This is a genomic window from Haloarcula sp. CGMCC 1.2071, from assembly GCF_037078445.1.
Classification (GTDB): domain Archaea; phylum Halobacteriota; class Halobacteria; order Halobacteriales; family Haloarculaceae; genus Haloarcula; species Haloarcula amylolytica.
The window spans coordinates 1-26304 of sequence record NZ_JAYMGY010000006.1 but is presented as its reverse complement, the minus strand read 5'-3'; the positions used below and the strand labels follow the sequence as shown (position 1 = coordinate 26304).

Sequence of the window (26304 nt, the reverse complement as noted above, 5' to 3'; positions counted from 1 at the left end):
CCCAATCTTCAATACGACACCGCGGAACAGCTACCCAATGCCATCTGTCAATCTCGATAGCGAGCGGTTCAGACAGCGCTTCGATACGTTCAACAAGATCGGCGCGACAGAACGGGGCGGGGTGAACAGGCCGAGCCTGTCCGACGAGAACAAGGCGGCCCGTGATACGCTCGTCGAGTGGTTCCGCGAGGCCGGGCTGAAAGTCCGTATCGACACGATGGGCAACATCTTCGGTCGGCGAGCGGGAACTGACAGCGACGCCGCACCGGTCCTGTTCGGGTCACACATCGACAGCCAGTACAACGGTGGGCGCTACGACGGCGTCGTGGGCGTCCTCGGCGGGCTGGAGGTCGTCGAGGCGTTCAACGACGCCGGCGTGACGACTGAGCGCCCGCTGGAGGTCGTCGCCTGGAGCAACGAGGAGGGCGTCCGTTTTCAGCCGGATATGCTCGGCAGCGGCGTCTACTGTGATATCTTCGACCTCGACTACGCGTACGAGCGCGAGGACAAGGACGGCAAGCGGTTCGGCGCCGAACTCGAACGCATCGGCTACAAAGGCGAGACTCCCTGCGAACCGCACGACATCCACTGCTACTTCGAAATGCACGTCGAGCAGGGGCCGTTTCTCGAACAGCAGGACATCCCCGTCGCCGCTGTCGAAGGCGTGTTCGGCTTTTCCTGGCTGAACGTCACCTTCGAGGGGCAGGCCAACCACGCCGGACCGACGCCGATGGATATGCGTCACGACGCGTTCGTGGCGACGGCGGACGTAACCCGCGCGGTCCGACGGATCACGGCGACCGAGGGAACGGACCTCGTCGGCACGGTCGGCAGCGTCGACGTGTGGCCGAACGCCATCAACGTCATCCCCGAGACGGTCGAGTTCACGCTCGATTTCCGCTCGTACGACGACGCGGTGGTCGACGGGGCCGTCCAACAGATCAGGGAGGAGGTCGCCCACGCGGCCGAGCGCGAAGGGCTCGAATACGAGATCGAGGAGATAATGCGGGTCGACGCGGACCCGTTCGACCAGGATTGCATCGACACGGTCGTCGAGGCCGCCGAGACGGTCGGCTGTGAGTACACGCAACTGGTCAGCGGCGCGGGCCACGACGCGAACTACCTCAACAAGATAACCCCGACGAGCATGATTTTCGTCCCGAGCGTCGACGGGATCAGCCACCGCGAGAGCGAGTTCACCGAGTGGGACGACATCGTCACCGGGACAGAGGTACTGCTGAACGCCGTGCTGGCGAAGGCCGCCGAGTGACTAGTTCCGTTCTCAGAGAATAGGTGTCACAGATTTGCCAAACGTCACACATTGACTAGCGCATCTGCCGCGACTGTGTCAACCTAGTGCCGTGTAGTGGGCCGTGCCCGTGATATCGTCTGGCAATATTGCGTTCAGACACCTGTGAAGCATACATATATGAGAGAGTGTTGCACACCTGTTCACTGACAGGCGTGTGTACGTAGCACATACCGAAAACCGGAGGGTACGCTGTGGATATTGAACTCACAATCAACGGCGAGCGAACGAGAGTCGAAGCCGGGTCGGCGGAGGACCTGGCGACGGTTTTGAGACAACACGGCTACATCGGCGTGAAATGTGGCTGCGACGGCGGAGCCTGCGGTGCATCGAAGGTGTTCGTCGACGGCGAGGTGCGCATGGCCTGCGGAATGGCCGCGGCGGACGCCGACGGGAGTGAGATACAGACCGTCGCAGCGCTCGGAACACAGGACGACCTGCACCCGGTCCAGCAGGCGTTCGTCGACAACTTCGCCGTCCAGTGCGGGTTCTGTATCCCAGGGATGGTAATCCAGGCGGTGGCGCTGCTGGATTCGAATCCCGACCCGACGGAGCGAGAAGTCCGTGAGGCGCTGGACGACAACGTCTGTCGCTGTACCGGCTATCAGAAGCCGGTCGAAGCCGTCCTGGACGCGGCGGGCAGGACGCGGGGCGAGGAGTCGGTGGCAGCGGACGGCGGCCGGTCGGTCGATGGGGCCCCGCGCAGAGCCGAGTCGACCGGCTGCTGTGGAGGTGAGTGCGATGAGTGACGACGACAAGACAGCCAAGGCCGACGGCGGCACGGCCTCGCAGTCAGAGACCGTCGAAGACGAGCGGTACGAGGAGCACCCGCTGGAGTGGGACGAACCCGACAACAACGACAAGGCCCCCGACGAGCGCGACAGCGTCTCCCACCGGACGGAGAAGTACGACGACCGAAAGCTCGTCACCGGGCAGGCGAAGTACACCGCCGACTACGAGGCGCGGTATCCGGACCTCGCATACGCAGCGGTCGTCCGGAGCGAAATCCCACATGGCCGCGTAACCGATATCGACACGAGCGCGGCCGAGGCGATGGACGGCGTCGACGCGGTCCTGACGCCGGAATCCGACGCGGTCCCGGACACGAAATACACCAGTGCCGGGCAGTCCTACCCCGAGCCGAGCCCGTGGGACATGCGCGTGCTGAACGAGCACGTCCGTTACATCGGTGACCCGATTGCCGCTGTCGCGGCCGAAGACCGGTCGACCGCGACCGCCGCCGTCGAGGCTATCGAGGTATCCTACGAGGAGGACGACTACGTCACCGACCCCGAGGACGCCTTCGACGAGGATGCGCCGCAGTTGTTCGAGGACGGCGAGGTCGAGAACGAGATTGTCGGCCACGACTACGACCGTAACCGGATGGCTCACATCGGGGGCGAACTCGGCGACGTGGACGCGGCACTCGACGGCGACACCCACGTCCACGAGACCGAATGGGAAACGATTCGCCAGTCCCACGCCAACGTCGAGAAACACACCTCGCTGGCCTACACGGACGAGGACGACCGCCACGTCCTCATCACCAGCACGCAGGTGCCGAACCACACACGCCGCCAGCTCGCCCACCTGTTCGATATCCCGATCCGCGACATTCGCGTGACGAAGCCGCGGGTGGGCGGCGGCTTCGGCGGCAAGCAGGCGATGGTCGTCGAGCCGATTCCGCTCGCGCTGTCGCTCGCCACCGACCGCCCGGTGCTGTACGAAGCCAGCCGCGAAGAGGAGTTCTACGCGATGCGCTCGCGCCACCCGATGAAAGTCCGGGCCCGGACGGCCGTGACCGACGACGGCGACATCGAAGCCATCGACCTGTACGCGCTGTCGAACACCGGCGCGTACGGCAGCCACGGCATGACCGTCGCGGGCAACGTTGGCAGTAAGCCGATGCCGCTGTACTCGAAGGTCCCCAACGCCCGCTTCGAGGCCGATATCGTCCACACGAACACGCCCCAGACCGGCGCGATGCGGGGCTACGGCGCGCCACAGGGCACGCTCGCGCTGGAAGGCCACCTCGACGAAGTGGCCCGCGATCTCGATCTCGACCCTATCGAATTCCGGCGACGGCACCACATGGAGGTCGGCGACCTCGACGAGATTGCGGGGATGATGGGCGGTGAGGGGGCGAACCGCCGTATCCGCTCGTGCGGCCTCGACGAGTGCATCGAGCGCGGGAAGGACGCTATCGGCTACGACGACCTCGAACAGCCCGACGACGACCACCTGCACCGCGGTGTCGGGATGGCGCTGTCCGCGCAGGGGACCGGCGTCGCCGGCGACGAACTCGGGGCCGCCCAGATAATGATGAACGAGGACGGGAGCTTCCACCTGCAGGTCGGCGGCGTCGACATCGGGACCGGCGCTGACACGGCGTTCCTCCAGATTGCCGCGGAAGTACTGGGCTGTGACGAGGACGACATAATCGTCAAATCGTCCGATACAGACGTAACGCCCTTCGACTACGGTGCGTACGCCTCCTCGACAACGTACATCAGCGGTATGGCCGTGAAGAAGGCCGCAGAGGACGCGAAAGAGCGGATTCTCGACTGGGGATCGAAACTGCTAGACGAACCAGTCGAGGCTCTGGAAACCGGCGGCGGGACGGTGTATAGCGAGACCAGCGGTGATTCGGTCACGCTCGAAGAGATCGGCTACGAGGCGGCGTACGGCGACGAGGAGCGCGAACACATCCTGGGGAAGGGGACTCACTGCACCGAGGAGAGTCCCCCGCCGTTCGCCGCGCAGTTCGCCGACGTGACGGTCGACGAGACCACCGGCGAGTTCGAGGTGCACAAACTGGTCGTCGCGGTCGACTGCGGCGTCGCCATCAACCCCGGGATGGCAGAAGGACAGATCGAGGGCGCGAACCACATGAGCTACGAGATGGCCGTCAGCGAGGGGATTACGCTCGACGACGAGGGACGGGCAGAGGTAGCTGATTTCGACGAGTACGGCCTGCCGTCGGCGACCGAGACGCCGCCCATCGAATCTATTCTGGTCGAAACCCACGAGCCGACCGGTCCCTTCGGTGCGAAATCGGTCGCCGAGGTCCCGACCAACACGGTCCCGCCGGCGCTGTCTAACGCCATCCGGGACGCCGTCGGTGTCCGTATCCGGGAGATGCCGATTACCGCCGAGAAAATCGAGGCAAAACTGGACGAGCGCGAAGCCAGACTCGGAGACCTGTGACAGTCACGGCAACAGAACCGGTGTGGCGGCGTGGCATATCGCAAATCCGCGATAGCTATTTACCGTTCTGTTCGTCACGTTGCTGACATAGCCACCGAGCTGATGAGCCATATGGAAATCGAACTGGAAATAAACGGTGTGGAACGGACGGTCGAAGCGTCGAAATCCGATTCGCTTCTCGATGTCCTTCGGCGGAACGGGTACACCGGAGCGAAGCGGGGGTGTGACACCGGCGCGTGTGGCTTCTGTACGGTGCACGTCGACGGTGAGCCGGTGAAATCCTGCGTCGAGCCGGTGACCAAAGTGCGGGACGCGTCCATCGAGACAATCGAAGGGCTGGGCGAACAGGACGACCTGCACCCGGTCCAGCAGGCATTCGTCGACAACACCGCGTTGCAGTGTGGGTTTTGCATCCCGGGGATGGTCATGCGCGCGACGGCGCTGCTAGAGACGAACCCGGACCCGACCGAACAGGAAGTCCGGGAAGCGCTGTCGGACAATCTCTGTCGGTGTACCGGCTACAAGAAGATCGTCGAAGCGGTGCTAGACGCCGCCGAGCGGATGGACGGTGGGACAGTCGCCGCCGACGGTGGGAAGGCAGTCGAAGGCAACGAGAGGGTCGCAAATTCGACCGAGTGTGCAGTCAACGACTGCGACTGCATGGAGGGCGGTCAGTGAGCGATTCCGACCGGGCTCGGGAGACGAGCGAGCAGCCCGACAGGACAGGGGTGGAAGACGCGGCCCCTGCCGAAGCCGAGAAGGAGTCAGAGGCGGACGTGGCACGCGAACCCGACCGGAAGCCCGAATCCGAGCGCGACGCCATTACCGTAGACGAGGAGAAAGACGACGCGCGGAAGATCGTGACCGGAGAGGCCCGTTACACGGCGGACTACCGCGACCGGTTTCCGGACCTCGCGCACGGGAAGGTAGTTCGCAGCGACATCGCCCACGGGTACGTCGAATCGGTCGACACGAGCGCCGCCGAGGCGATGGACGGCGTCGACGCCGTCATCACGCCGTTCGACGACGTGGTCCCGCACAAACTGTACTCCAGTTCGGGCCAGTCCTATCCCGAGCCGAGCCCGTGGGACCTGAAAGTGCTGCGCGAGCACGTCCGATTCGTCGGCGACCCGGTCGCCGCCGTGGCGGCAGACGACCCGGAAACGGCCGACCGCGCCGCACGGAAAATCGAAGTCGAATACCGGGAACTGGACGCCGTGTTCGACCCCGAGGAGGCTTTCGACGATGACGCGCCACAACTGTTCGAGGCCGACGACGTGGAGAACAAGCAGTCGGGCGCGGACTACAGTAGAAACCTCGAATCACACTTCGAGGGGGAGCTCGGTGACGTGGAGGCAGCGTTCGAACGGGCCAGCAACGACGAGGAGCGGCACGTCATCGAGACGGAGTGGGAAACGCCGTACCAGTCCCACTGCGTCCCGGAACCCCACACGACCATCGCCTACACCGACGAGGACGACCGACACACGTTCATCACGGCGACACAGGTCCCCTTTCACACCCGCCGCCAGATAGCCCACCTGTTCGACGTGCCCATCCGCGACGTGCGGGTGAAGAAGCCGCGTATCGGCGCGGGATTCGGGTCGAAACAGGAGATGGCGATAGAACCAATCGCGTTCGCGCTGCACCTCGCGGCCGGCCGACCGGTCAAACTGGAGATGAGCCGTCAGGAGGAGTTCACCGCGCTTCGCTTTCGCCACCCGATGCGGATGCAGATGCGGACCGCGGTGACGGACGACGGCGACATCGAGGCGATGGACCTCTACACGCTGTCGAACGCCGGGGCCTACGGCACCCACGGTATGACCGTCGCGAACAACGTCGGGACGAAGCCGCTCCCCATCTATCCCCGGGTCCCGAACGTCCGCTTTTCAGGGGACGTGGTACACACGAATCTCCCGATGGGCGCGGCGATGCGGGGCTACGGCGCGCCACAGGGGCACTTCGCCGTCGAAGCACACATGGACGAGGTGGCCCGCCGCCTCGACTTCGACCCCATCGAGTTCCGCCTGCAGAACGCGGTGCGAGAGGGCGACCTCGACCGGAGCGTCGCAATTCTGAAAGACGGCGACCGCTTCACCCGGGAGATCCGCTCGTGTGGCATCCGCGAATGTGTCGAACGCGGACGGGAGGCTATCGGCTACGACGACCTCGAACAGCCCGACGAAGACCACCGCAAGCGCGGGGTCGGAATGGCGCTCATCGCCCAGGGCAGCGGCGTCGCAGGCAAGGAACTCGGCGCGGCGCAGGTGCAGATGAACGAGGACGGGAGCTTCCACCTGCAGGTCGGCGGCGTCGACACCGGCACAGGTGCGGACACGATGTTCTCCCAGATTGCCGCCGAGGTGCTGGGCTGCACTCCCGAGGATATCGTTGTCATCGCCGCCGACACCGACCTGACGCCGTTCGACTACGGTGCGTACGCTTCCTCGACGACGTACATCAGCGGCCGCGCGGTCAAGAACGCCGCCGAAGACGCCAAAGAGCGGCTGCTGGAGTGGGGGTCGAACCTGCTCGACGAGCCGCCGGACGTGCTCGACACCGGCGACGGCGGCGTGTACAGCGAGCGGAGCGGAAACCGAGTCTCGCTGGAGGAGATCGGCTACGAAGCGACCTACGGCGATGACGAGCGCGAACACATCCTCGGAGACGGGAACCACTCGACCGACGAGAGCCCGCCGCCCTACGGCGCGCAGTTCGTCGACGTGACCGTCGATACGGAGACCGGCGAGTACGAACTCAACAAGCTGGTGTTTGCGGCCGACTGCGGCGTCGCCATCAACCCCGCGCTGGTAGAGGGGCAGATCGAGGGCGGCGAGCACATGAGCCTCGAATACGCCACCAGCGGCGACCTCACCTTCGACGAGGACGGCAACCCGGAAGTGCTCGGCTTCCGCCAGTACGGGATGCCACGGACGACGGACCACCCTGAGATGGAGACCATCCTCGTCGAAACCCACGAGCCTACGGGTCCGTTCGGCGCGAAGTCTATCGCGGAACTCCCGACGAACGGTGTCCCGCCGGCGCTCTCGAACGCCATCCGCGACGCCGTCGGCGTTCGGCTGACCGACCTACCGTTCACTGCGGAGGACGTGACGGCGGCACTCCACGAGCAGTCTGCTGGCGATGAGTGAGTTGGTTTCGAACAGTTTTCGTCCGATTAATATCACACATGGAGTGTTTTTTGTTGTGTCGAGCAAACTATTAAGAGCAGGTCGGCAAAATTTCGACAGTATGGCGTACATCGGGTTTCTGCTGACAGGCGGTCCCTTCGACAGCGAGCGGTGGCGCACCGCCTACGAGCTGGGGCGAGCGGCGCTGGACCGGGGCCACGAGGTGAGCTACTTCCACTACCTCGACGGCGCGCTGGTCCCCGTCGCCGACCAGACCCTCCCCGGCTGTTCGGACAGCGGACTGTACGACGAGATGCCCACAGAGAAGTTTCAGGAGCTTATCGCGGATGGTGCCGAAGTCATCTGCTGTGGACTCTGTGTCGACGCGCGGGGAATCGATGCGCCGGCCGACTACCCCGAGGGCGTCGAAGTCGGGCTGCTTCCGGACCTCGCGGACATCATCGGCGAGGCCGACCGGGTGGTTTCGCTATGAAGCGAGACGTCGTCGTCTTACTCACCCGCGCTCCGTACGGACGAGTCCACATCCCGGAGGGGCTGCGTGCCGCCCGCGGCGTCGCGGCTGGCTTCGATATGCACGACGTGACCGTGATATTCACCCAGGACGGCGTGTACGGCGCTCGGGACGCTGTCGACCGCGAGGCGCTCAACATGAGCGGACACGTCGCCGACTTGGCGGAACAGGACGGACAGATGGTCGCGGACAGCGCGGCGATGGCCGAGCGCGGCGTCGACGAGGCCGAAATCGCCGACGATGTGACGGTCTGGTCGGACGACCGCGTCACCGCCCGCATCCGCGACGCCGATCAAACACTTGACTTCTGACAATGCTGTATCTCATCGACAAGCCGATGGCTGAGATCGGACTCCGAACTGCCGACGGGGACCCGGAGGCACACGTCATCCTCATTCAGGACGGCGTCTACTTCGAACCAGATATCGACGCACCTGTTTCGGCAGTCGCGAGGGACGTCGACGTTCGTGGCGTCTCACTACCGCCTGACATCGACCGGATATCCTACGACGAAGTGATCGAAATTCTCGTCGAACAGGAGGTCAGAACCTTCGTATGAGTCTGTTCGAACAGCTCGACGAACTGGCCGCGCAGGGAGAACCGGCGGCGCTCCTGACTATCGTCCGCAAGGACGGCAGCGCGCCGCGGGAGGTGGGCGACAAGATGGTCGTCACCGCCGACGAGGAGTACGGGACTATCGGTGGCGGCACGGTCGAACACCTCGCCGTTCAGGACGCCCGATCAGTGCTTTCGGGAGCCGACGACCCCGGCGTCCGGACGTACGAACTCGAACGCGGCGGCAACACGGGCATGGTCTGTGGCGGCGAGATGGACGTGTTCATCGACCGCGTTCGCGGGCAAGCACGGCTCTACATCGCCGGCGGCGGCCACATCAGCGTCGAACTGGCCCCGCTTGCGGAGCGACTGGGCTACGCCGTGACCGTGGTCGACGACCGCGAGGCGTACGCCGACCCGGGGCAGTTCCCCGACGACACCGACGTGATTCACGGCGACTACGACGAAGCGCTCGGCGACCTGCCGATGGGGACCGAGACAGCCGTGGCCGTCGCGACGCGGAGCGGGACGTTCGACCAGGATGCTGTCGCCGCGGCGCTGGACGGCGAGGCTGGCTACGTCGGCCTCGTCGCCAGCGAGACGAAGGCCGACCACGTCCTCGACTCGCTGACCGAGTCGGGGTACGCCCGTCGGGACCTCAGCCGGATCCGGACGCCGGTGGGGCTCGACCTCGGCGGGAGCGGCCCGGCCGCCGTCGCGCTATCGATTCTCGCCGAAGTCAGCATGGACCGCCACGACACGACCGGCGAGCGGGCGACGCGGCTAAACCTCGAAAATCTCGTCGTCGTCCGTGGCGGCGGCGACCTCGGCAGCGGTGTCGTCTACCGGCTCCAGCAGGCCGGCTTCCCGGTCATCGTCACCGAAGTCGAACAGCCGACGGTGGTCCGGCGAGCAGTCGCTTTCGGGGCGGCGCTGTACGAGGACGAGGTGACGGTTGAAGGGGTCACTGGCCGGACAGCGGCAGATATCGACGAGGCACTCGAACTGCTCGCCGAGGATGTCGTTCCGATACTCGTCGACTCCGAAGCGACCGTCGCCGACGAACTCGACGCTACAGTACTGGTCGATGCCATTATGGCGAAAGGGAAGTTCGACACCGGCACGCGTCGGAGGGACGCCGACGTGGTTGTCGGGATGGGGCCGGGTTTCGAGGCCGGAGAGGACGTGGACGCGGTCGTCGAGACGGACCGCGGGCACGAACTCGGCCGCGTGTTCTACGACGGAACGGCAAGCGAGTACGACGGCGAGCCCGGAGAACGGCGCGGCTACACCCACGAACGGGTGCTTCGCGCGCCGGTCGATGGTAACTGGTCCCCAGCAGTCGCTATCGGTGACAGTGTCACAGCCGGCGACGTGGTCGGCACCGTCGACGACCGGCCGGTCGAGACCGAGATAGACGGGCTGGTTCGCGGTCTGGTCCACGGCGGCCTCGGCGTCAGCGAGGGCACAAAGCTCGGCGACGTCGACCCCCGCGGTGAGTCCGTCGACCCAGCGAAGATCTCCGACAAGGCGCTGTGTCTCGGTGGTGGTGTGCTGGAGGCGACGCTTCGATTGCGGTAGAACATCCCTAATCGTCGTTAGCGACGAACTTCTTCGATGGTCGGGTCGTCGAGCGTGACGCCGCGTCCAGCCGTAACACGCCCGATAGCTCGGTAGAACACGCCGGCGTCGTCGAACGCCGATTCGACGACATCGGTCGCAGCCGGCGGGACGGAGACGAACAGGCCGCCGCTGGTCTCAGCGCTCTCTCCATCAGTTAGCCCGTATCCGAAAAGCGTCGAGAGGGCGGGCGTTCCCGCGATGACCGGAAGGTGTGTCAGTTCGATACCGACGTCCGAGCGGGCGGCCACCACGCGGCTCTGCCCGGCGAGGCCGAAGCCGGTGATGTCGGTCGCGGCGGTCGCGTATTCGCGGCATGCGAGCGCAGCGTCCCGGTTCGGCGTCGTCATCCACCCGACGGCCTCGGACGCAATCCGGCCGAGCGGGCGGTCAGCGGCCTCGCGGACCGTCCCGACGAACTGCTCGTCAGTCACGCGAGTCGCTCCCATAGCCGGCTGTGTCCCGAGCGGTTTGGTCAGGTAAAGCCGGTCGCCGGGGCTGGCTCCCTGCGAAGTGAGCAGGGCGTCTGGCCGTGCTGTCGCCGAGATGGCACCGCCGGCGAACGGCCACGGACTCATGATGGTGTGGCCGCCGGCGATGACGCCGTCCATCGCGTCCAGCGCGTCGGCCATGCCGGCGAGGATCGGCGACGCGCTGTCGGTCAGTTCTCGTGGGAGGCCGAGGACGACCAGACAGGCGACGTTCTCGACCGCCCCCGTGGCGAACGCATCGCTGGCGGCGTTACAGGCGGCTATACGGCCGAAGTCGTACGGGTCATCGACGATAGGCGTGAAGAAGTCCACCGTCGAGACCAGCGCGAGGTCGTCAGTGAGTTTCCGGGCAGCGGCGTCCTCACCGATGCCGAACAACAGCGCGTCGCTGTCACCCGTGAGGCCGGCATCGGCGAGCAGCGAATCGAGGTCGCTCTGGCCGACTTTGCAGGAACAGCCGTGGAGTTCCGTGTACTCCGTCAGGCAAGCCGTCTCGTCGTCTCGATCAATCTCTGTATCGGTCCCCACACTCAGGCCTCCGATAGCGACGCCATCTCGGTCACCTGGAGTTCGAGTTCGAACTCATCGGACTCGCCGGCGGTCTCCGCGGTCGTCACGTCGATGCCGTGAGTCGTACACATCCGCCGAAGGTTCTCTTCGGCCGGTGGGTAATCACCTCGAACGACGAGCGTCTCCCCAGGGTCGAGGTCTGAAAGCGCCTGTCGGACAATGAGCGCCGGCCGGGGACAGATTTCACCACGAACGTCTACGCGGGGCATACGGATACGTGTGTTACTAAGTCACAAAAACGCTGTCGGCGACACACGTCCGTTGCCCCGGTAAGCTATTTCTGTGCCTCCCGTGGAGCGACCGTATGCATCTGGCTGGTGCGCTGGGCCTGGGTTCTAGCGCCGCCGTCGCCTTTGTCGGGGCCGGTGGGAAGAAAACTGCGATGGGACAGTTGACCGCCGAAGGGACCGACAGGGGGTACGACGTGGGTTACACGACAACGACAGCGATGCCACCGCCGCCTGACCTGCCGCTGACGCTCACTGGCCCGGACGAGTGGCGGGCCGACCTTCACGCACACGAACTGCCAGTTGCCTTCGCTCGCGAGGAGGTAGCCGATCCGGCGCGAGTCGACCGGAAAGTTCGTGGGTTCGAGGCGGACATGGTGTCACAGCTATCCGAGGTCGGACTGTTCGACTGGCTGCTCGTCAAGGCTGACGGCGCCCGCAAGCGGGAGTTCAAAGCGCCCGGTGATGGGGAACCGGTCGTCCCGGGGACAGCGAGCCACGTCGTTCCGGTCGCCTCGGTCGCCGCCGTCGGTGAAGTGCTGACGACGGACGTGGTCCACCGGCCGGAGCGGGTAGCGGACATCTCAGACCTCGATGTGGGCGACACCATTACGGCGGAGGCTGTCGGGACAGTGCTCACACATCCTGAGGGTGGGCTCCGAAACGCGCCAGCCGAGGCGTCTGTGATACCGCTAGTCAACAAAGCGGATACCGAATCACAGCGGTGTACCGCCAGAGACGTGCTCAGCCACGCACTGTCGCAGACAGAGCGGTGTTCTCGGGGCGTGATTACGTCTTTCACGTCGGAGATCTGTGAGGTCGTCGCTGCGACGGATGTGCAGGAGGCCCAGCGGTGACGAACGTCGGTGAACTACTCAGTATCGTCGTGAAACGAGGCCCACGATGAGCGGGCAGCACCGGACCGAAGTCGGCGGCGTCATCCTCGCCGCTGGGCGGAGTTCACGGTACGATCCGGGTAACAAACTACTGGCGACCATCGGCGGAAGGGCAGTCGTCCGACAGGTAGCCGAAACCGCTTGCGAGTCATCGCTGTCGGACCTTGTCGCCGTCCTCGGGTACGAGGGCGTGGCCGTCGCTGAGGCACTGGAGGGGCTCTCAGTTTCGCTTCGTCATAACGACGATTACGCGACCGGCCAGAGTGCGTCGGTTCGACATGGAGTCGACTATGCACAGGAATCCGGCTGGGACGCCGCCCTGTTCCTGCTGGGCGATATGCCCTTCGTCCGGCCCGAAACTATCGAGGTGCTTATCGAAGCGTACCGTACAGGGACGGCAACCGTCGTCGTCCCCGAACACGAGGGGACGCGGGGCAACCCCGTGCTATTCGACGGCTGCCACTTCGATTCGCTCGCCTCAGTCTCCGGCGACCGCGGCGGTCGGGATATCATCGAGACCACCGAGCGGACAGCGTTCATCGAGGTCGAGGACCCCGGCGTCCACTGGGATATCGATACCGATGCTGACCTCGCCGAGTTCGCGGACCGCCGCGACAGCCTGTAAATTTAAGACACTGATGGTGGAACACTCGACTGATGAAACGGACCATCAGCACGGCCGATGCACCCGATGCGGTCGGCGCGTACAGCCAGGCGACGACAAACGGCTCGCTCGTGTTCACCGCGGGCCAGATTCCGATGACGCCAGACGGCGACCTGCTGGACGACGAACCGATAGCGACGCAGGCGGAACAGGCGCTATCGAACGTCGAAGCGGTGCTAGCTTCGGAGGGACTGGAGATGAGCGACGTGTTGAAAGTGACCGTCTATCTGGACGACATCGACGATTTCGAGTCGATGAACGACACGTACGCCGGCTTTTTCGACGACGAGCCGCCGGCCCGGAGTGCGGTCGAGGTCGCAAGCCTGCCAAAGGGCGTGGGAGTCGAAATCGAAGCAATCGCGACGAGCGAGTAAGGGCACCGCCAAGGGCCACTCAGGGCTTCTGTTCCTGTGCGGACTTGCGTTCGTCTTCGAGGTCCATCTCAAGCCCCATAGTCGAGGCCTCTTCACGCACGGCGTCGGCGTCGATGGTGGTTACCTCGCCGTGTTCCATGAGCACGTTCCCGTCGACCATCGTGAAGCGGACGTCGTCGCCGTGGGCCGCAAACACCAGATGGGAGAGCACGTCGTGCAGCGGCGTCGCCCGCGTAAGGTCCGTATCCAGACCGACGATGTCGGCGCGCCACCCCTCCCGAATCGCGCCGAGTTCGTCGAAGCCGGCGGCTTTCGCGCCGTTGCGCGTCGCCATCTCGAAGATTTCGGCCGCCGGCGTCACCGTCGGGTCTAGCTGGTCGACCTTCTGGAGGAGGCTCGCCTGTCGCATCTCGGTGAACGCGTCGAGCGTGTTGTTACAGGGCGGTCCGTCGTTGCCGATGGCGACGTTGATACCGCGGTCACGGTAGTCCCAGATCGGCGCGATGCCGCTGGCGAGTTTCATGTTCGAGGACGGGCAGTGGGTGACGTGCGTCCCCGTTTCTGCGAGGACTTCGCGCTCGCTCTCTTCGGTCCAGACGCAGTGCGCAAGGACGACGTCCTCGCCGGTGAGACCCACCTCGTCGAGCCAGTGGATGTTGCGCATCCCGGTATCCTCTTTGACCGTCTCGATTTCGCTCTGGTTCTCACTGGCGTGGGTGTGGATGCGGACGCCATCGTATTTGTCCACGAGTTCGCGCACTCCCCGGAGACAGGCCTCGCTACAGGAGACGGCGAATCGCGGGGTGACAGCGTACCGAATCCGGTCGTTGTAGGCACCGTGATACTGCTGAATGAGCCGCTCGGACTCCTCCAGTGCAGCCTGCGTATCCTCCAGCAGCCCATCCGGCGAGCGCTGGTCCATCAGCACCTTGCCGAGCACGCCACGGATACCGATCTCGCCCGCCGCTTCGAAGGCGCGGTCCGCGTGGGCGACCGAGAGGTGGTCGATACAGGTCGTAGTCCCGCTTTCGATCATCTCCAGATAGCCCAGTTTCGCCGCGACTTCCATCTCCTCGGCGGTCAAGGAGGCCTCCATCGGCAGAATGTAGTCGAATAGCCAGTCGAGCAGTTCCGTGTCGTCGGCGATGCCACGGCCAAGGCTCTGTACGGAGTGGATGTGGCCGCCGACGAGTCCCGGCAACAGCACGTCGTAGGACTGGTGTTCGTGGTCGGCGTACTGCGATTCGAGTTCGGCACGTGAACCCACAGCCTCGATACGGTCCCCGGAGACGACGACCGCCCCGTCTTGCAGGACGGTCTCAGAGTCCGCAACGACAGTCCCAGTGAGTAGCATACGTCCTGCAAGACGGTCTCTACATAAAGAAGGTCCTCATATCGAGACGACCGCCGAGTGCAGACAACCCGGCCACAGACGTGTGGCACTCCGTGTGTCGCGTATGCTTCGCAGTGGCCTCATCTTTCCGAGCCGTTCCGTGTCCGTTTTTGATGGGTGATGTATCTGGTGAGTCTGGTTTGGGTACGAAACGAATCCACGCTGGCGAGTCGCTGAACGAGACGAGTGTTTGTCTCGTACTGCTCAGTAAACAGTTCGGGGTACTCCGACAGTAGCCTGTCGCCGATGTCGATTATCTCCTGAGGGTCGGCCTGCATGGGTGTGAGAATCGCGGAGTGTGGCTGTTAACTGCTTTGCTCACAGAAATACCACGTTTGGCTCGTACTGTTGGCTGTCCCTCTTGCGAGAGATTTGTGACTCCCCAGGGGTGGCGAAATACGCCACAGACGAACAGCCGACAGTGTCAGTTATCCATCGATGGCTTTGGTGGCGTGTGTCGTTTGTGGCGCGTACTGGCACACCACTGAACCGTACGCTCAACGACAGATTCGCTGACGCCGACCTTGTCGGCAACCACCGACGCGGAACAGCCTCTATCAATCGCGAAGTGGAGGACGCTGTCGAGGTCTCGCTGGTCGATACCCAGTTCCGCCGCATCAGTTGCCCCAGTGTGCTCCATTGGATGGGGTGACTGGTCGAGGAGGTCCGATGGAACCGCAAGTGCATCAGCCAGGGCCTCGATCTCAGTTCTATAGAGGTCGCCAAACAGCGACAGGTCCACGCCGTTCTCGCCGTGTTTCGCAACGGAGCCCAGCAGTCGGTCAGTCCGGGAGACAGTCCCTACAACGAGTTCGTTCCTGGTGTTTGCGACGTAGTACTTACACGCCATCCGGAAGCGTTCGCCGGCGTTTTGCATCGCCACGAGGTCGTCGGTCGGCCCACCGGTCTCACCGACGACTCGCTGGAACGCCGTCAGCACTGGCTGCAGATTGAGCCGGTGACAGTCGATATCAAGCAGCGACGCAACGGTTTCAGCCGTCCGAGCAGGCCCCTCGTCGCTTAGCTGTACCGGCATCACCAGTCCCGTCACGTAGTCGGCCCCAATGCCGTCGACAGCCAGCGCCGCCGCAACTGTCGATTCGATGCTGCCGTCGAGCGGAACGACCAGTCCGTTAGCTTCCGCCTCCGTGATCCTGTTCTCCAAGAACACCGGAAGAATGCCCTGTATCCGTCTGGTCGCTGCCTTCGACGTCGCCAATCCGTGGTCCTCACGCGGGAGTTTGAGCGTGTGAGGGTGCGTCGCTTTACTCACGGACACTCTCCTCCCGCGCTACCCAAGGCACGCTCGGAGATGCGACTACCGAAACGCACGCATCCAACCAGCCTAATCATACTACAACGTAGGTCACTGGTGTGGTATAACTGTTGTCGACAAACGTCATGAGTGTCTTCGGTAGCCTCGATACACCTTATATATTATCTTCAGTTATCCAAAACTATATCCGGGCATTTACCCAATATCACAATATTCTTGTGGCTGTAACCCGGCATACAATTCACTACGCCCGGAATATCGTCCAGTCCTTAAATCTTTGCTGAGAGGGAAACGGCGCTTTCAGAGCGAAAATATACTCCACCGCTCATCTCGGCACGCCAAACCGTGTTCTGAAAGGCAGACCACGTTCACCAGAAATAACCCAAGACGGTTGGCATCATGATCATCACGTCTTGGGTTTGGTCGATTCAACGGCCTGTTCGGCGACGACAAGTTCCCGGTTGACGATCCGGTCAACGATTGCACTGCTGTCTAGCTGGTCCGAGACGACATCGCCGTCTGCAGTGTAGCGTCTGACTGTGTACGCATCCATCGCGTTCCGGTTCTCGGAGACAGCTTCGACGACTTCGATTCGCTCGTCAGTCACGGTGTTGCGATACGTGACGCCGGGGACAAAACTGACAGTCGGGACATCAGTCGGCCAGTCCCAGGCGAACTGCTCGTGGTACTGATCGAACTGCCACACGAGACGGTCGGCGGGAGCCTCCGTGTCGAGGGTGCCGTTAGCCGCCCGCAACGTCCGGTCCCAGTAATCTATGACGCAGGCTTTGAGATCCGCCTGAAGCTGTCCCTCGATCATCTTCTGCTCGATTGGATACTGCAGTTCGATAGCGACGATGGCCTGGCTGTCGAGATGGGTGAGACACCGCTGGCACTCCATCTCAAACACGGAGCAGCCAAGCGGCCGCTCGACCGTGAGGTGGACGAGTTCGTTCCCGCAGTTCGGACACCACAGGAACAACACGTCGTCGTGGTTACCAGTCAGTTCCGCCAGCACAGTCAGATCGTCGAACGGCTTGTCGATGTCAGCGTCCTGTGACTGGACGGACTCGCCAGTCACGGTATCAGAGGCGTCGTCCGCGTACTTCGCAATTTTACGGTCTTTTAGTAGTGTTTTGACGACTGAATCATACGATGAGTGTGACTCGGCATCCCGTATTTTCCTCAATTTATCTTTCGTCCAATCCTTGACCCGGATATTTGCCATCTGATTTGAAAAAGCCGGCTTTGCTAATATTATTTCTGTATTATTGTCCTAAAAGTGAACTTATACCTATCCGATTGTTCCATTATCAGACACCAGAGACCTGCAGCTAAGGGTATCGGCGTCAGTGACGGGGACACTCAAGTTCAGTCGCTATCAGTCAGCCGAGGCCTCTTTCTCGTTCACAACGGTCCACTGGGTCGGGTCGATCTCGCGTCCGTCAAACGCGGTGTACTCCGGGTACGCAGTAAATACCAGATACTCCGTGCCCTGCTGCAGGTACTCGATCAGGGTGTGGAGATTGTCGTCGTCGAGGCCGCCTAGGCCGTCGACGAGCAAGAGCGGGACAGCGTCGTCGACATCGAACGACTGCCGACCGGCCAGCGCTGCCACAAAGCCGATGAGTTCGAGTTCACCCTCGCTGAGGGCATCTAAGCTCGCTTCCTGGCCGTCGCGGGCGACCACAATATCGAAGTCAGCGGTGAGTCGAGCCGTTTCGAACCCCGTCCCGAATCGGGAGAGGATATCCTGCATCGCGGTGTCGAACGCTTCCCGTGCCTCACGCTTGATTCGGTCTTTCCGGTTTCGAAGTTCAGCGAGGTCGTCACGGACGGATTCGAGGTCGGTTTCGAGCGTGTCGACGCGGGCCGCTCTCGTTTCGAGGTGAGCCAGTTCGTCGGCGGTGTCTTCGAGTTCGGCCTCGCGGTACTTGATCTCACTTTCGACGTCCGAAAGCTCCGCCACGGCCGCATCAACGTGGTCGGAAAGCTGCTCCACGTCCGCCTGGGCCTGTTCGAGCCTGTTTCTGGCTGCGTCGAGGCTCTGTTTCCGGTCGGCCAGCGTCGCCTCTAGCTCAGCGATGTCTTCCTCTAGATCGGCCTTTCGACGGCGGGCCTGGCTGATCTCCTCGCGCTGTGTTTCCAGTTCCTCGACAGTATCTCGGTAGGTCTCCTTCTGGGCCCGAAGCGCCGTGAGTTCGTTCCCGAGCGCGTCCAGTTGGTCAGCCAAGTCCGCCCGTGTCGTCTCACTGCCGCACGTCCAACAGGCGACGGTGTCACCGTCGATATCGCGCTCCACCTCGGTAAGCAGGTCAAGCCGATCCTCGCTGAGTACCATCTCGGTGGCCGAGTACACGGACTGGAGTACCTCGGCGTCTCGCTCCACTTGCGAGAGGCTCTCGCGGGCCTCCGAGAGTTTGTCCGCAACATCATTGTACTCCGGTATTTCGAGAGCGTCGAGAGCGTCCTGGCGCTCCGAGAGACGCTGTTCCGTCCGCTCGATACTTTGCTCGAGTCGTTCGACGCGGTTTTTCGCCTGGTTCTGTTCAGTCCGAGCCTGGCTGAGTTTGCGGCGGACCGACTCCGAACTGTCGTCGCTTCCTGCCTCACTGTCGATCGTCTCGCGTTTGGCCCGCAGGTCTTCGATCTCGTTTTCCAGTCGTGTCACTTTCTCCTGAACGCTGGGAATCCGCTTTTTCGCCTCGCGCGCCTGCGTGAGTTCCGTTTCGATCTGTTCGCGCTCCCGCTGTAACGTCTCGATCTGCGAGTCGATGTTCTGGAAGTCGAGCGGCCGTAACAGTACGTCCTCGAGATTTTCTCCTGTCCGGACAGCGCGACGGACTTCGTTACGCTCGTCCAAACACGCGAACAGTTCAGCGCGGATCACGTCGTACTCGTCGCTGAGGTACGGCTCGCCGTGCCGGACTACGGTACCGTTCTCTCGGGTAAGCGTCACGTCGTAGACACCGGTTGGCGTTTCGAGATGCACCGCACCGCTGTCTGCTCCTTCAGTCAGTTCAGTGGAGGTGCCAAGGGCCGTCTTGATGGATTCGATGAAGCTCGATTTCCCCTGCCAGTTCGAGCCACGGACGACGTTCAATCCCGGCTCTACCGTCGCCGACCCGTCAAGGATACCCGCGATTCGTTCGATTTCGATGTTCCAGGTCATGAATTGTGTGTTGACAAGTTCGCGCTCCGGTGTTGCTTGCAGACGTACCCACGTTCGAGTGCAACGTCGAACGGAACACGGGTCGGACAGTCCGGGCATCCCAGTTGTATCTGGGCCTCTATCTCCGCGGTGTCACCGCCGTCGATATCGCCCTTCTTCGCGAGCGAGGACAGTGCCGTTTCGGCCTTCCGTTCGACGACCGTTTTGGCCGTTGCCACGCTCTCCTGCTCCCAGTTAGTTGTCGCCTTCCTGGGCTCTTTTTCACCGTCTAAACAGTCGTTGAGGTGCGTTCGCATCGTTCCCCACGACACCATATCGTCGTGAAGCGACGCTCCCGGGATACCCGTAGCTTGCAGTCGCTCGATGAGTTCATCCCGTCGCAAGTCGTCGTCGCCACGCAACGTGTCGTAATCGCTGTCTACACGCGTGTCAAGGGTTTCACGCCCGTGTTCAGTATAGACTTGTTTAAGCAGCCGTTTGTTGAACCACGCTGTCAGCGACCGATACCCCATTTCGGTTCGGTCATCAGCGCCCGTCCAGCGTGCGAGCAGGCCATCATCAAGGGTGTCGTAGACTGGGTCTGTTGATGCCAACCCGTACTTGTCGATAACCGCGTCTACTTTGCAACCGGAGTCAACAGCCATTGTCCGGTTTTTTCGGCCTGCTCAGTAATAGTTTTTGACGGCCGGTGTACGCACAGTGTAGGTGTGGCCTGTACAATATACACCCTAAGCGTGTTCTTTAGAAATGGACAACAGGGTTGAACAGAGAGTGTATTTGTAAAACGAATATACTGTCATATTTACGATACTTAAGATGTTTGTATTGCCATCTGATATATCAAATACACTATTCTACGATGATCACACGCAGAACTAAAGTCGAGTTTCTAGGCAAATCTTCGATAATGGGCGTTTCAAAACGTATCACATCTGTAGAATAGTGTAACTAAAAAGTGTATTTCAAAACACACAAATTTCCAATATATGTAACATTCCTGTAAAATAGGAGATGTATTATCGCAGAGGGCGCAGCATCCGCATACATTCTAAAATATGAGCTATCTACTAATTTGGAGAGCAGACCGAATTCCTCGCGAGAAGCGTTACTGCTAACAGACGTAGAACCATACAGCGTTGGGACCAAGTCAAACGTTTATACGGACTGTCGCGTAAGTAGTGTAGTATGCGGAAGTTGGCCGGTGAGACTGGACCGGCACCAACGGATAGTGGAACGGCAGCCTCGAAAATCAAGGTGCTGTTAGTCGATGACTACGGAGAGTTCCGGCGGACGACAGCGGAACTGCTGGAACACGAGAACGACCGTATCGAGGTCATCGAGGCCGCAAGCGTCGAGGATGCGCTCAGCTACTTCGATTCCGAGTCGATCGACTGTATCGTCAGTGACTACGAGATGCCCGAAGCAGACGGGATTGAATTCGTAGAAACGGTGCGACAGTCTAACGGAGACCTCCCATTTATCCTGTTGACAGGCCAAGGAAGCGAAAAACTCGCCAGCGAAGCGGTTTCAGCCGGCGTCACCGATTACTTCGTCAAGGGCGGCGGGCCAGAGCAGTACGCGGTGCTCACAAACAGGATAGAGAACGCGGTGGAATCACACCGATTCCGCCGAGAAACAGCGCGACTATCGCGGATTAATTCACTATTCAGGGAAATAAATCGCCAAGTGCTGAGGGCGTCAACAGCCGAGGAAATCAAAGAGGCTGTCTGTGAAATCCTGACCAGTTCGGATGCCTACCAGTTCGCCTGGATCGGCGAAAAAAACGAGGCAGGCGATATCGTCCCCACCGCGGGCGGTGGCGACGCACTCGAATACGTCGAAGCGATGCTCTCCCGCTACGGCCGCTCAGTTTTCGATGACGGGCCGTTCGGTCACGCGATCGAAACCGGTGAACATCAAGTAGCGTCAGATATCCGGACTGGATCGTCTGTCCAGCCCTGGCACGAACTCGCATCGGAGTACGGGTTCCGGTCGATGATCGTTCTCCCGATCCAGTACACGGGATCAGTACAGAGTGTGATTTCGATATACGCGGACACGCCTTTCGCGTTCGACGAGGCGGAGCAGGCAGTGCTGACAGAGCTTGCGGAGATTGTCGCCGATGGCCTCCATTCAACCGCAACGCGTGCCGAACTCGAAATGCGGGAAGAAGTCCTGCGAACAATTACCGAAGTGTTCACATCGCGGGACGGGGCGCTCCGGGAACAGATAGCGGATCTCATGCAAGTCGGTCGCAGCGTGCTTGGAACCGAGTACGCGACACTCTCTCGCGTCAACGGGATGGAATACGATTTCGAAGTGCTCCAGACACCCGACGAAACGATTTTTTCAGGCGGAACGGTTCCGTTGTCGGAAACCCCCTGTGCGAAAGCTATCGCGAACGAGGAGACGGTCGTGATGACAGACGTCGATGCCGAATGCGGCGACGCTGACCGAGATCAGATATGGGATGACGAAGTCAATCGGTATCTCGGAACGCCACTCACTGTGGGTGGGAGCATATACGGGACGCTCTGTTTCTATGGGTCCGGAACGGGCGGATCAGAGTTCTCGGACTGGGACGTGACACTCGTAGACCTTCTGAGCAAGTGGATCGGAAACGAACTACAGACGCAGCGGGCTGAGATGGGTTTTACACAGTTGTACGAAACGGCGACAGATCTCTTGGGTGTGACTTCAGAGGAGGAAGCCGCTCAAATTGTCGTCTCGCGGACCCGTGATATCATCGGTCTCCCTGAGGTCGTGCTGTACGCGTTCGACAGCGATACGAACACCTTTCGCCCGCTTTCGACCACGGAGACCGAGGAGCAACAAGCTATCCCAGCAGACGGTGATAGCTTCGTGAGTTCGGCCTTTTTCACCGAGGAAACTATCGTTTGCGACGGAAACTCGACCTCGAAAGCGGGCGAGGACACGATGACTGGCGGAAAGGCCGTGTTTGTCCCGCTGGGCGACCACGGAGTGCTTCGAGCGGGCGACACGATCGGCGGCGAGTTCGATACCCAGACCCGTCGAATTACCGAACTCCTGGGGGCGACGATTCGAACGGCGTTCGATAGGCTGACATACGAGACAGAACTCGAAGACAGGCAGCGCGACCTGGAGCAACAGACGGTTCAGCTCGAGCAGATGAATCGGTTGACAGAGCTGAGTCAGAAAATTCACGAGCGAGTGCTCAGGGCAGACAGTCGCTCAGAAATAGAGCAAGCGGTGTGTGACCAGTTGGTCGCGTCCGACATCTGTTCGTTTGCGTGGATCGGGGAATACGAATCCGATACCGACCGAGTCACGCCACGGACGTGGGCAGGGACCGACCGTGGCTTTCTGGAGGAATCGCGCACGCCCTCTAATGAGACACCGCCTCCACCAGCAGTCCAGACAGCCCGGACTAACGAACAGACGCTGAACAACAACATCGCGGACGGACTCAGGGGAAAAGGGTGGCAACGGCGGCTACTGGAACGTGGGTTCCAGTCAGTCGTCAGCATTCCGCTCAGCTATCAGCAACTCTCTTACGGCATCCTGACTGTGTACGCGAAAACGCCGGACGTTTTCGATCTGCCGACACAGTCAGTACTCGAGGAGGTGAGTGAAACGGTCGGATACGCCATCAACAGTATTGAGACGAAGCAGGGGCTCGTCGCGGATCGGGCTGTCGAACTCCAGCTAGAAGCAACGGAATCCGACGATATCATTCATCGGATTGCGGACGTCGTCGATACAGAAATCACATTCGAGGGTATCGTCCCACAGGGAGATACCAGCTGTATCGTGTTTTTCAGCACTGACGCTCCACCAGATGACCTACAAGCGTGTTTGGACACTCTTCCACGGATTGAGCGATTAGAGTGTTTAACTGACACAGAAGACACGAGTTTGTTCGAAGCAACAGTGTCGGGTACACAGCTCGCACTGACAGTCGCCGAACAAGGAGGAGCCCCGCAATTAATCCAATCTGACGGGAAGACTCTGGAGATTCAGCTTGAGGTCCCACAGACGGTCGACATTCGCCAGCTCGTAGCTGAATTACGGCGTTCATGTCCGGACATCGAACTCGTGGGCCGCCACAAGCGGGAACGTGGTGTTCAAACTCGTGAGTCGTTCCACTCAGAATTGACAGCACAGCTGACCCCCCGCCAATTCGAAGTCCTGCTCGCAGCCTTTTATAGCGGATTCTATCAATCACCCCGTGACAAGACCGGTCAAGAGATAGCCGATACACTCGATATATCACAGCCGACGTTCAGCCACCACCTTCGGGTAGCTATCCGGAAGCTTCTAGAACAGTTGTTTAGCGAAGGGGGAACGACCCAGCATCTAGATAGATAGCACCTGTTGTCTGAGTTTGCTAGTCTGATAGAGTATATGCTGATACGGGAGTGTGTTCATACAAAGAACAATGAGTCTGGAGTGGAACGAGACAGAAACTGTCTTTTGGACAAACCAGTACGAATCACCGAGTGAAGCGATTGTGACCGCTATAGCAGCTAAAGAATCCGTAACGGAAACCAGTCTCCCACCGTTGTACAACCGAATCGACCCGGACGCCCTTGATACTATTGTCTCAGGGCAGACCAACGACGACATTCAGATTAGTTTCACATACAGTGGGTACACCGTTCGGATTCGAGACAGCGAGACCATCGAGATCACGCCGACGTAACCGGCTAGAACTTTCCTCCTGGTTCTTAACTGAGCGGATAACGAGGAACCTCCGGTAAGAGAGTATGCCGTGGAGAAGATCCGGGAGAGTTCATGATATGTTATTAATAGGATGCTATGTAGTTTCTGTCTATCCTCACTGGAATTCGATAGCGTAGTACTAATATATGTATCTAAACTAATACGAAAAGGTTCGGAGTTTCGCAGTAATGAAACAGAGACTTGTACCGAGCCGAACAATAACACACTGTACTGCGTTTTCACATGCAGACTTATTTTTATTTATTGCAGGTCATTGTGATTGAGTCATGTAGTACGCCAAATGATTCCGGATGTCACAAACTGAGGGATTATATACAGACTGTGGTCAGTCGGTGAAGAACGGGAGTACGGTGTGCGATACAAGTAGCTATTTCTTACTCAGGAATTAGAAGGTAACGGGGGTGTAACAAAACGGTACCCCGGGTTTCGTGTATATATGTGGCTCTCGCGGCCTGAACACAAACCAATGCAGCAATCGAGGTCATGAGTGAACCGATGGTAGAGGAAGAACCAGAGCTCTCACGCGACCAAATGTTCGATATCCTCAGCAGTTCGAGGCGTCGATATACCCTTTACTATCTACGCCAGCAAAAGGAGCCAGTCCAGCTAACCGACTTAGCTGAGGAGTTGGCTGCGTGGGAGAACGACACAACCGTCGAAGAACTCTCCTCGCAGGCGCGAAAGCGGGTGTACGTCTCGCTGTATCAGACCCATGCTCCGAAGCTTCAAGAGGCAGGGCTAATAACGTACGACGCCGATACGGGCGAGATTGCTCTTCGAGAGGATGCTCCGGAGGTTGAACCATTCATCAGCAATAGTGATAATGATTCTAAATGGTATCAGTACTATGGGGCCGTAGCCCTGTTGAACGCCATTTTACTCCTCGCAGCAATTGTCGGTGTGTCGCCGCTCAGTGCAATCAGTCCATTAGTTATCGGACTAGTCGTCATTAGTTCATTTCTCGTGCTTTCTATTGTTCACGCAGTCTCCAGGCGGCGAGGGGAAAACAACAAGACCTTCGAGATCGGCGAGCCGTGAGCTGAACTATGCGCTGACCGAAAATACCCCCCAAGGGTATGTTATTCTTCGTCGTCGGCCGCACCGTCCGGCAGTAACTGATCGGGCGACCGTTTGTACATCGGAGTGCTCGCGAATTCCGAAATCCGTTCCATTTCGCTGTCGGAGATATGTTCCGGCATACACCGCTACGTGTAACTGTTACAGTTTAGTAATTGAGTTCATATTTGAGGTAGTCGGCTACTTCTATAGTAACAATTGAAACGATGTACACACTGATCGCACTGCCGTCGTGCGAGCAGGTGTGCATTGATCCAATCGCTACTATAGACGCTTGCCAGTTGTCGATGTCCGGGGTATACTAGTGTTGAGCTTTAGGAATTTTGTTGTAAAACCCCTCCGGGTATTGCAACTATCAGAAGTACTCACCCAGATATCGGCTATAGGAGTGTTTATCGGGGATTCTGAATGCAATCATAACATCCGTTACTCGGTCACAAATTCTGGTATGCAGTTTCGCTGTGTCTGCTGGGCATCAATGACTTCTGATGACCTAAGTTTAAGTTAAGGACGTCTGGAGTGTATCCACAATTAGTTCGGAGAATCGGCGAAGCCTTAGCAAAGGATTAGAATCCACGTCATAGCTAAAAAGTCAAGACCGGAGTGAGCCGGAAAGGACGGTGTGACCGAAGCCGTTCCGGCTCACTATCAAAGTGGAGAGAGCGATCCGAGTCGACAGCGACTAACAGGGCACGAGCGTCCCTGAGGGGGGTGGTAAGGATTGGGCCGGTGTTGTGGGTGTCGGGTAACTGCCCTCTCCACCAGTATCTTATGTGCAGGGGTGTATTGTTATAGTCGTGTTATTCCGCCATAGCGGAGCTTACCACTCGAAAGGTATGTGGAGCAGTTGTAGCTGAGCCTTTTACTCAAGTGTTGAATGCGGTTGAAGTACGTGGTGGCGCCATTTGAGAGGCATTTTCGGTTTAGAGCTTCAAGCGTAACGATCACGGGTAAAAGAGAGTACGCTCATCCGTAGCACATTGTTGATTTCACAGAGTTGCTCGAACAGCGTATTTGAGAGCATCTCGGCCGGGTTTCCGAAACAGCTCTCGGCGTAGCTGAAATGCTCTAAGATACTGTGT

23 protein-coding genes and 1 pseudogene are annotated in these 26304 nt (G+C 60.4%); 15 read left to right on the top strand and 9 right to left on the bottom strand.

The features are described 5' to 3' along the window. The first annotated feature begins 37 nt into the window (after nucleotides 1-37). The 9 genes from VI234_RS12665 to yqeB all read left to right on the top strand — a co-directional run bounded on the left by VI234_RS12665 (nucleotide 38) and on the right by yqeB (nucleotide 10318). A complete protein-coding gene (locus tag VI234_RS12665) occupies nucleotides 38-1270 on the top strand; it encodes a Zn-dependent hydrolase (RefSeq protein WP_008312081.1) in 1233 nt (410 codons plus the stop codon). 233 nt (nucleotides 1271-1503) lie between these two features. Next, on the top strand, nucleotides 1504-2058 hold the full coding sequence (locus tag VI234_RS12660; RefSeq protein ID WP_008312080.1) for a (2Fe-2S)-binding protein: 555 nt from the start codon (nucleotides 1504-1506) through the stop codon (nucleotides 2056-2058). Then, a complete protein-coding gene (locus tag VI234_RS12655) occupies nucleotides 2051-4516 on the top strand; it encodes a xanthine dehydrogenase family protein molybdopterin-binding subunit (protein ID WP_336330205.1) in 2466 nt (821 codons plus the stop codon). Before VI234_RS12660 ends, VI234_RS12655 begins: the two co-directional genes overlap by 8 nt. 111 nt (nucleotides 4517-4627) lie before the next feature. Then, nucleotides 4628-5194 carry a (2Fe-2S)-binding protein gene (locus VI234_RS12650; protein ID WP_336330285.1) on the top strand — a complete coding sequence of 189 codons (567 nt, stop codon included), beginning with the start codon at nucleotides 4628-4630 and terminating at the stop codon, nucleotides 5192-5194. Further along, nucleotides 5191-7671, top strand: a complete 2481-nt coding sequence (locus tag VI234_RS12645; RefSeq protein WP_336330204.1) for a xanthine dehydrogenase family protein molybdopterin-binding subunit — start codon at nucleotides 5191-5193, stop codon at nucleotides 7669-7671. Before VI234_RS12650 ends, VI234_RS12645 begins: the two co-directional genes overlap by 4 nt. A 100-nt stretch (nucleotides 7672-7771) precedes the next feature. Beyond that, on the top strand, nucleotides 7772-8143 hold the full coding sequence (locus VI234_RS12640) for a DsrE/DsrF/TusD sulfur relay family protein (RefSeq protein WP_008312074.1): 372 nt from the start codon (nucleotides 7772-7774) through the stop codon (nucleotides 8141-8143). Next, nucleotides 8140-8493 (top strand): DsrE family protein, encoded by a 354-nt coding sequence (locus VI234_RS12635; RefSeq protein WP_336330203.1) that lies wholly within the window; start codon nucleotides 8140-8142, stop codon nucleotides 8491-8493. Before VI234_RS12640 ends, VI234_RS12635 begins: the two co-directional genes overlap by 4 nt. A 2-nt stretch (nucleotides 8494-8495) precedes the next feature. Then, nucleotides 8496-8741: a hypothetical protein gene (locus tag VI234_RS12630; protein WP_336330202.1), complete on the top strand. Its 246-nt coding sequence runs from the start codon at nucleotides 8496-8498 to the stop codon at nucleotides 8739-8741. Further along, a complete protein-coding gene (yqeB, locus tag VI234_RS12625; RefSeq protein WP_336330201.1) occupies nucleotides 8738-10318 on the top strand; it encodes a selenium-dependent molybdenum cofactor biosynthesis protein YqeB in 1581 nt (526 codons plus the stop codon). The genes VI234_RS12630 and yqeB overlap by 4 nt, the downstream gene beginning before the upstream one ends. A gap of 17 nt (nucleotides 10319-10335) precedes the next feature. On the opposite strand, the gene selD is transcribed toward yqeB, so the two are convergent. Together selD and VI234_RS12615 are read right to left on the bottom strand one after the other, a co-directional pair. Then, nucleotides 10336-11376, bottom strand: a complete 1041-nt coding sequence (selD, locus tag VI234_RS12620) for a selenide, water dikinase SelD (protein ID WP_336330200.1) — start codon at nucleotides 11374-11376, stop codon at nucleotides 10336-10338. Nucleotides 11377-11378: 2 nt separating this feature from the next. Beyond that, a complete protein-coding gene (locus tag VI234_RS12615; RefSeq protein WP_008312065.1) occupies nucleotides 11379-11627 on the bottom strand; it encodes a sulfurtransferase TusA family protein in 249 nt (82 codons plus the stop codon). Between the two features lie 95 nt (nucleotides 11628-11722). Between VI234_RS12615 and yqeC the strand changes: the two genes are divergently transcribed. The 3 genes from yqeC to VI234_RS12600 are packed head-to-tail and all read left to right on the top strand — an operon-like array spanning nucleotide 11723 to nucleotide 13579. Beyond that, nucleotides 11723-12502 (top strand): selenium cofactor biosynthesis protein YqeC, encoded by a 780-nt coding sequence (gene yqeC, locus VI234_RS12610; RefSeq protein WP_008312063.1) that lies wholly within the window; start codon nucleotides 11723-11725, stop codon nucleotides 12500-12502. A 46-nt stretch (nucleotides 12503-12548) separates the two neighbouring features. Then, nucleotides 12549-13166 carry a nucleotidyltransferase family protein gene (locus VI234_RS12605; RefSeq protein WP_336330199.1) on the top strand — a complete coding sequence of 206 codons (618 nt, stop codon included), beginning with the start codon at nucleotides 12549-12551 and terminating at the stop codon, nucleotides 13164-13166. Nucleotides 13167-13198: 32 nt separating this feature from the next. Beyond that, a complete protein-coding gene (locus VI234_RS12600) occupies nucleotides 13199-13579 on the top strand; it encodes a Rid family detoxifying hydrolase (RefSeq protein WP_008312058.1) in 381 nt (126 codons plus the stop codon). Nucleotides 13580-13598: 19 nt separating this feature from the next. Here VI234_RS12600 and VI234_RS12595 read toward each other — a convergent pair whose 3' ends face one another. The 6 genes from VI234_RS12595 to rdfA all read right to left on the bottom strand — a co-directional run bounded on the left by VI234_RS12595 (nucleotide 13599) and on the right by rdfA (nucleotide 20064). Beyond that, entirely contained in the window at nucleotides 13599-14933 is a 1335-nt protein-coding gene (locus VI234_RS12595; protein ID WP_336330198.1) for a 5'-deoxyadenosine deaminase, read from the bottom strand. 119 nt (nucleotides 14934-15052) lie between these two features. After that, on the bottom strand, nucleotides 15053-15250 hold the full coding sequence (locus VI234_RS12590; protein WP_129756283.1) for a 30S ribosomal protein S17: 198 nt from the start codon (nucleotides 15248-15250) through the stop codon (nucleotides 15053-15055). 146 nt (nucleotides 15251-15396) lie between these two features. Continuing rightward, the gene (nadE, locus tag VI234_RS12585) at nucleotides 15397-16245 is read right to left on the bottom strand and encodes an NAD(+) synthase (RefSeq protein WP_049943033.1); all 849 of its coding nucleotides are present in this window, start codon (nucleotides 16243-16245) and stop codon (nucleotides 15397-15399) included. A 409-nt stretch (nucleotides 16246-16654) separates the two neighbouring features. Next, nucleotides 16655-17476: a hypothetical protein gene (locus VI234_RS12580; protein WP_336330197.1), complete on the bottom strand. Its 822-nt coding sequence runs from the start codon at nucleotides 17474-17476 to the stop codon at nucleotides 16655-16657. 153 nt (nucleotides 17477-17629) lie between these two features. Continuing rightward, the gene (locus VI234_RS12575) at nucleotides 17630-19420 is read right to left on the bottom strand and encodes an archaea-specific SMC-related protein (RefSeq protein WP_336330196.1); all 1791 of its coding nucleotides are present in this window, start codon (nucleotides 19418-19420) and stop codon (nucleotides 17630-17632) included. Next, a complete protein-coding gene (rdfA, locus tag VI234_RS12570; protein ID WP_008312051.1) occupies nucleotides 19417-20064 on the bottom strand; it encodes a rod-determining factor RdfA in 648 nt (215 codons plus the stop codon). Before rdfA ends, VI234_RS12575 begins: the two co-directional genes overlap by 4 nt. 541 nt (nucleotides 20065-20605) lie before the next feature. On the opposite strand from rdfA, the gene VI234_RS12565 reads away from it, so the two are divergent. From VI234_RS12565 to VI234_RS12555, 3 genes are all read left to right on the top strand, one after another. Beyond that, nucleotides 20606-23770: a GAF domain-containing protein gene (locus VI234_RS12565; RefSeq protein ID WP_008312050.1), complete on the top strand. Its 3165-nt coding sequence runs from the start codon at nucleotides 20606-20608 to the stop codon at nucleotides 23768-23770. Between the two features lie 70 nt (nucleotides 23771-23840). Beyond that, nucleotides 23841-24104: a HalOD1 output domain-containing protein gene (locus VI234_RS12560; RefSeq protein ID WP_008312048.1), complete on the top strand. Its 264-nt coding sequence runs from the start codon at nucleotides 23841-23843 to the stop codon at nucleotides 24102-24104. 536 nt (nucleotides 24105-24640) lie between these two features. Then, nucleotides 24641-25183 carry a DUF7344 domain-containing protein gene (locus VI234_RS12555; protein WP_008312046.1) on the top strand — a complete coding sequence of 181 codons (543 nt, stop codon included), beginning with the start codon at nucleotides 24641-24643 and terminating at the stop codon, nucleotides 25181-25183. A gap of 1028 nt (nucleotides 25184-26211) precedes the next feature. Here VI234_RS12555 and VI234_RS12550 read toward each other — a convergent pair. After that, nucleotides 26212-26304: pseudogene (locus VI234_RS12550) on the bottom strand (IS1595 family transposase); the annotation flags it as partial.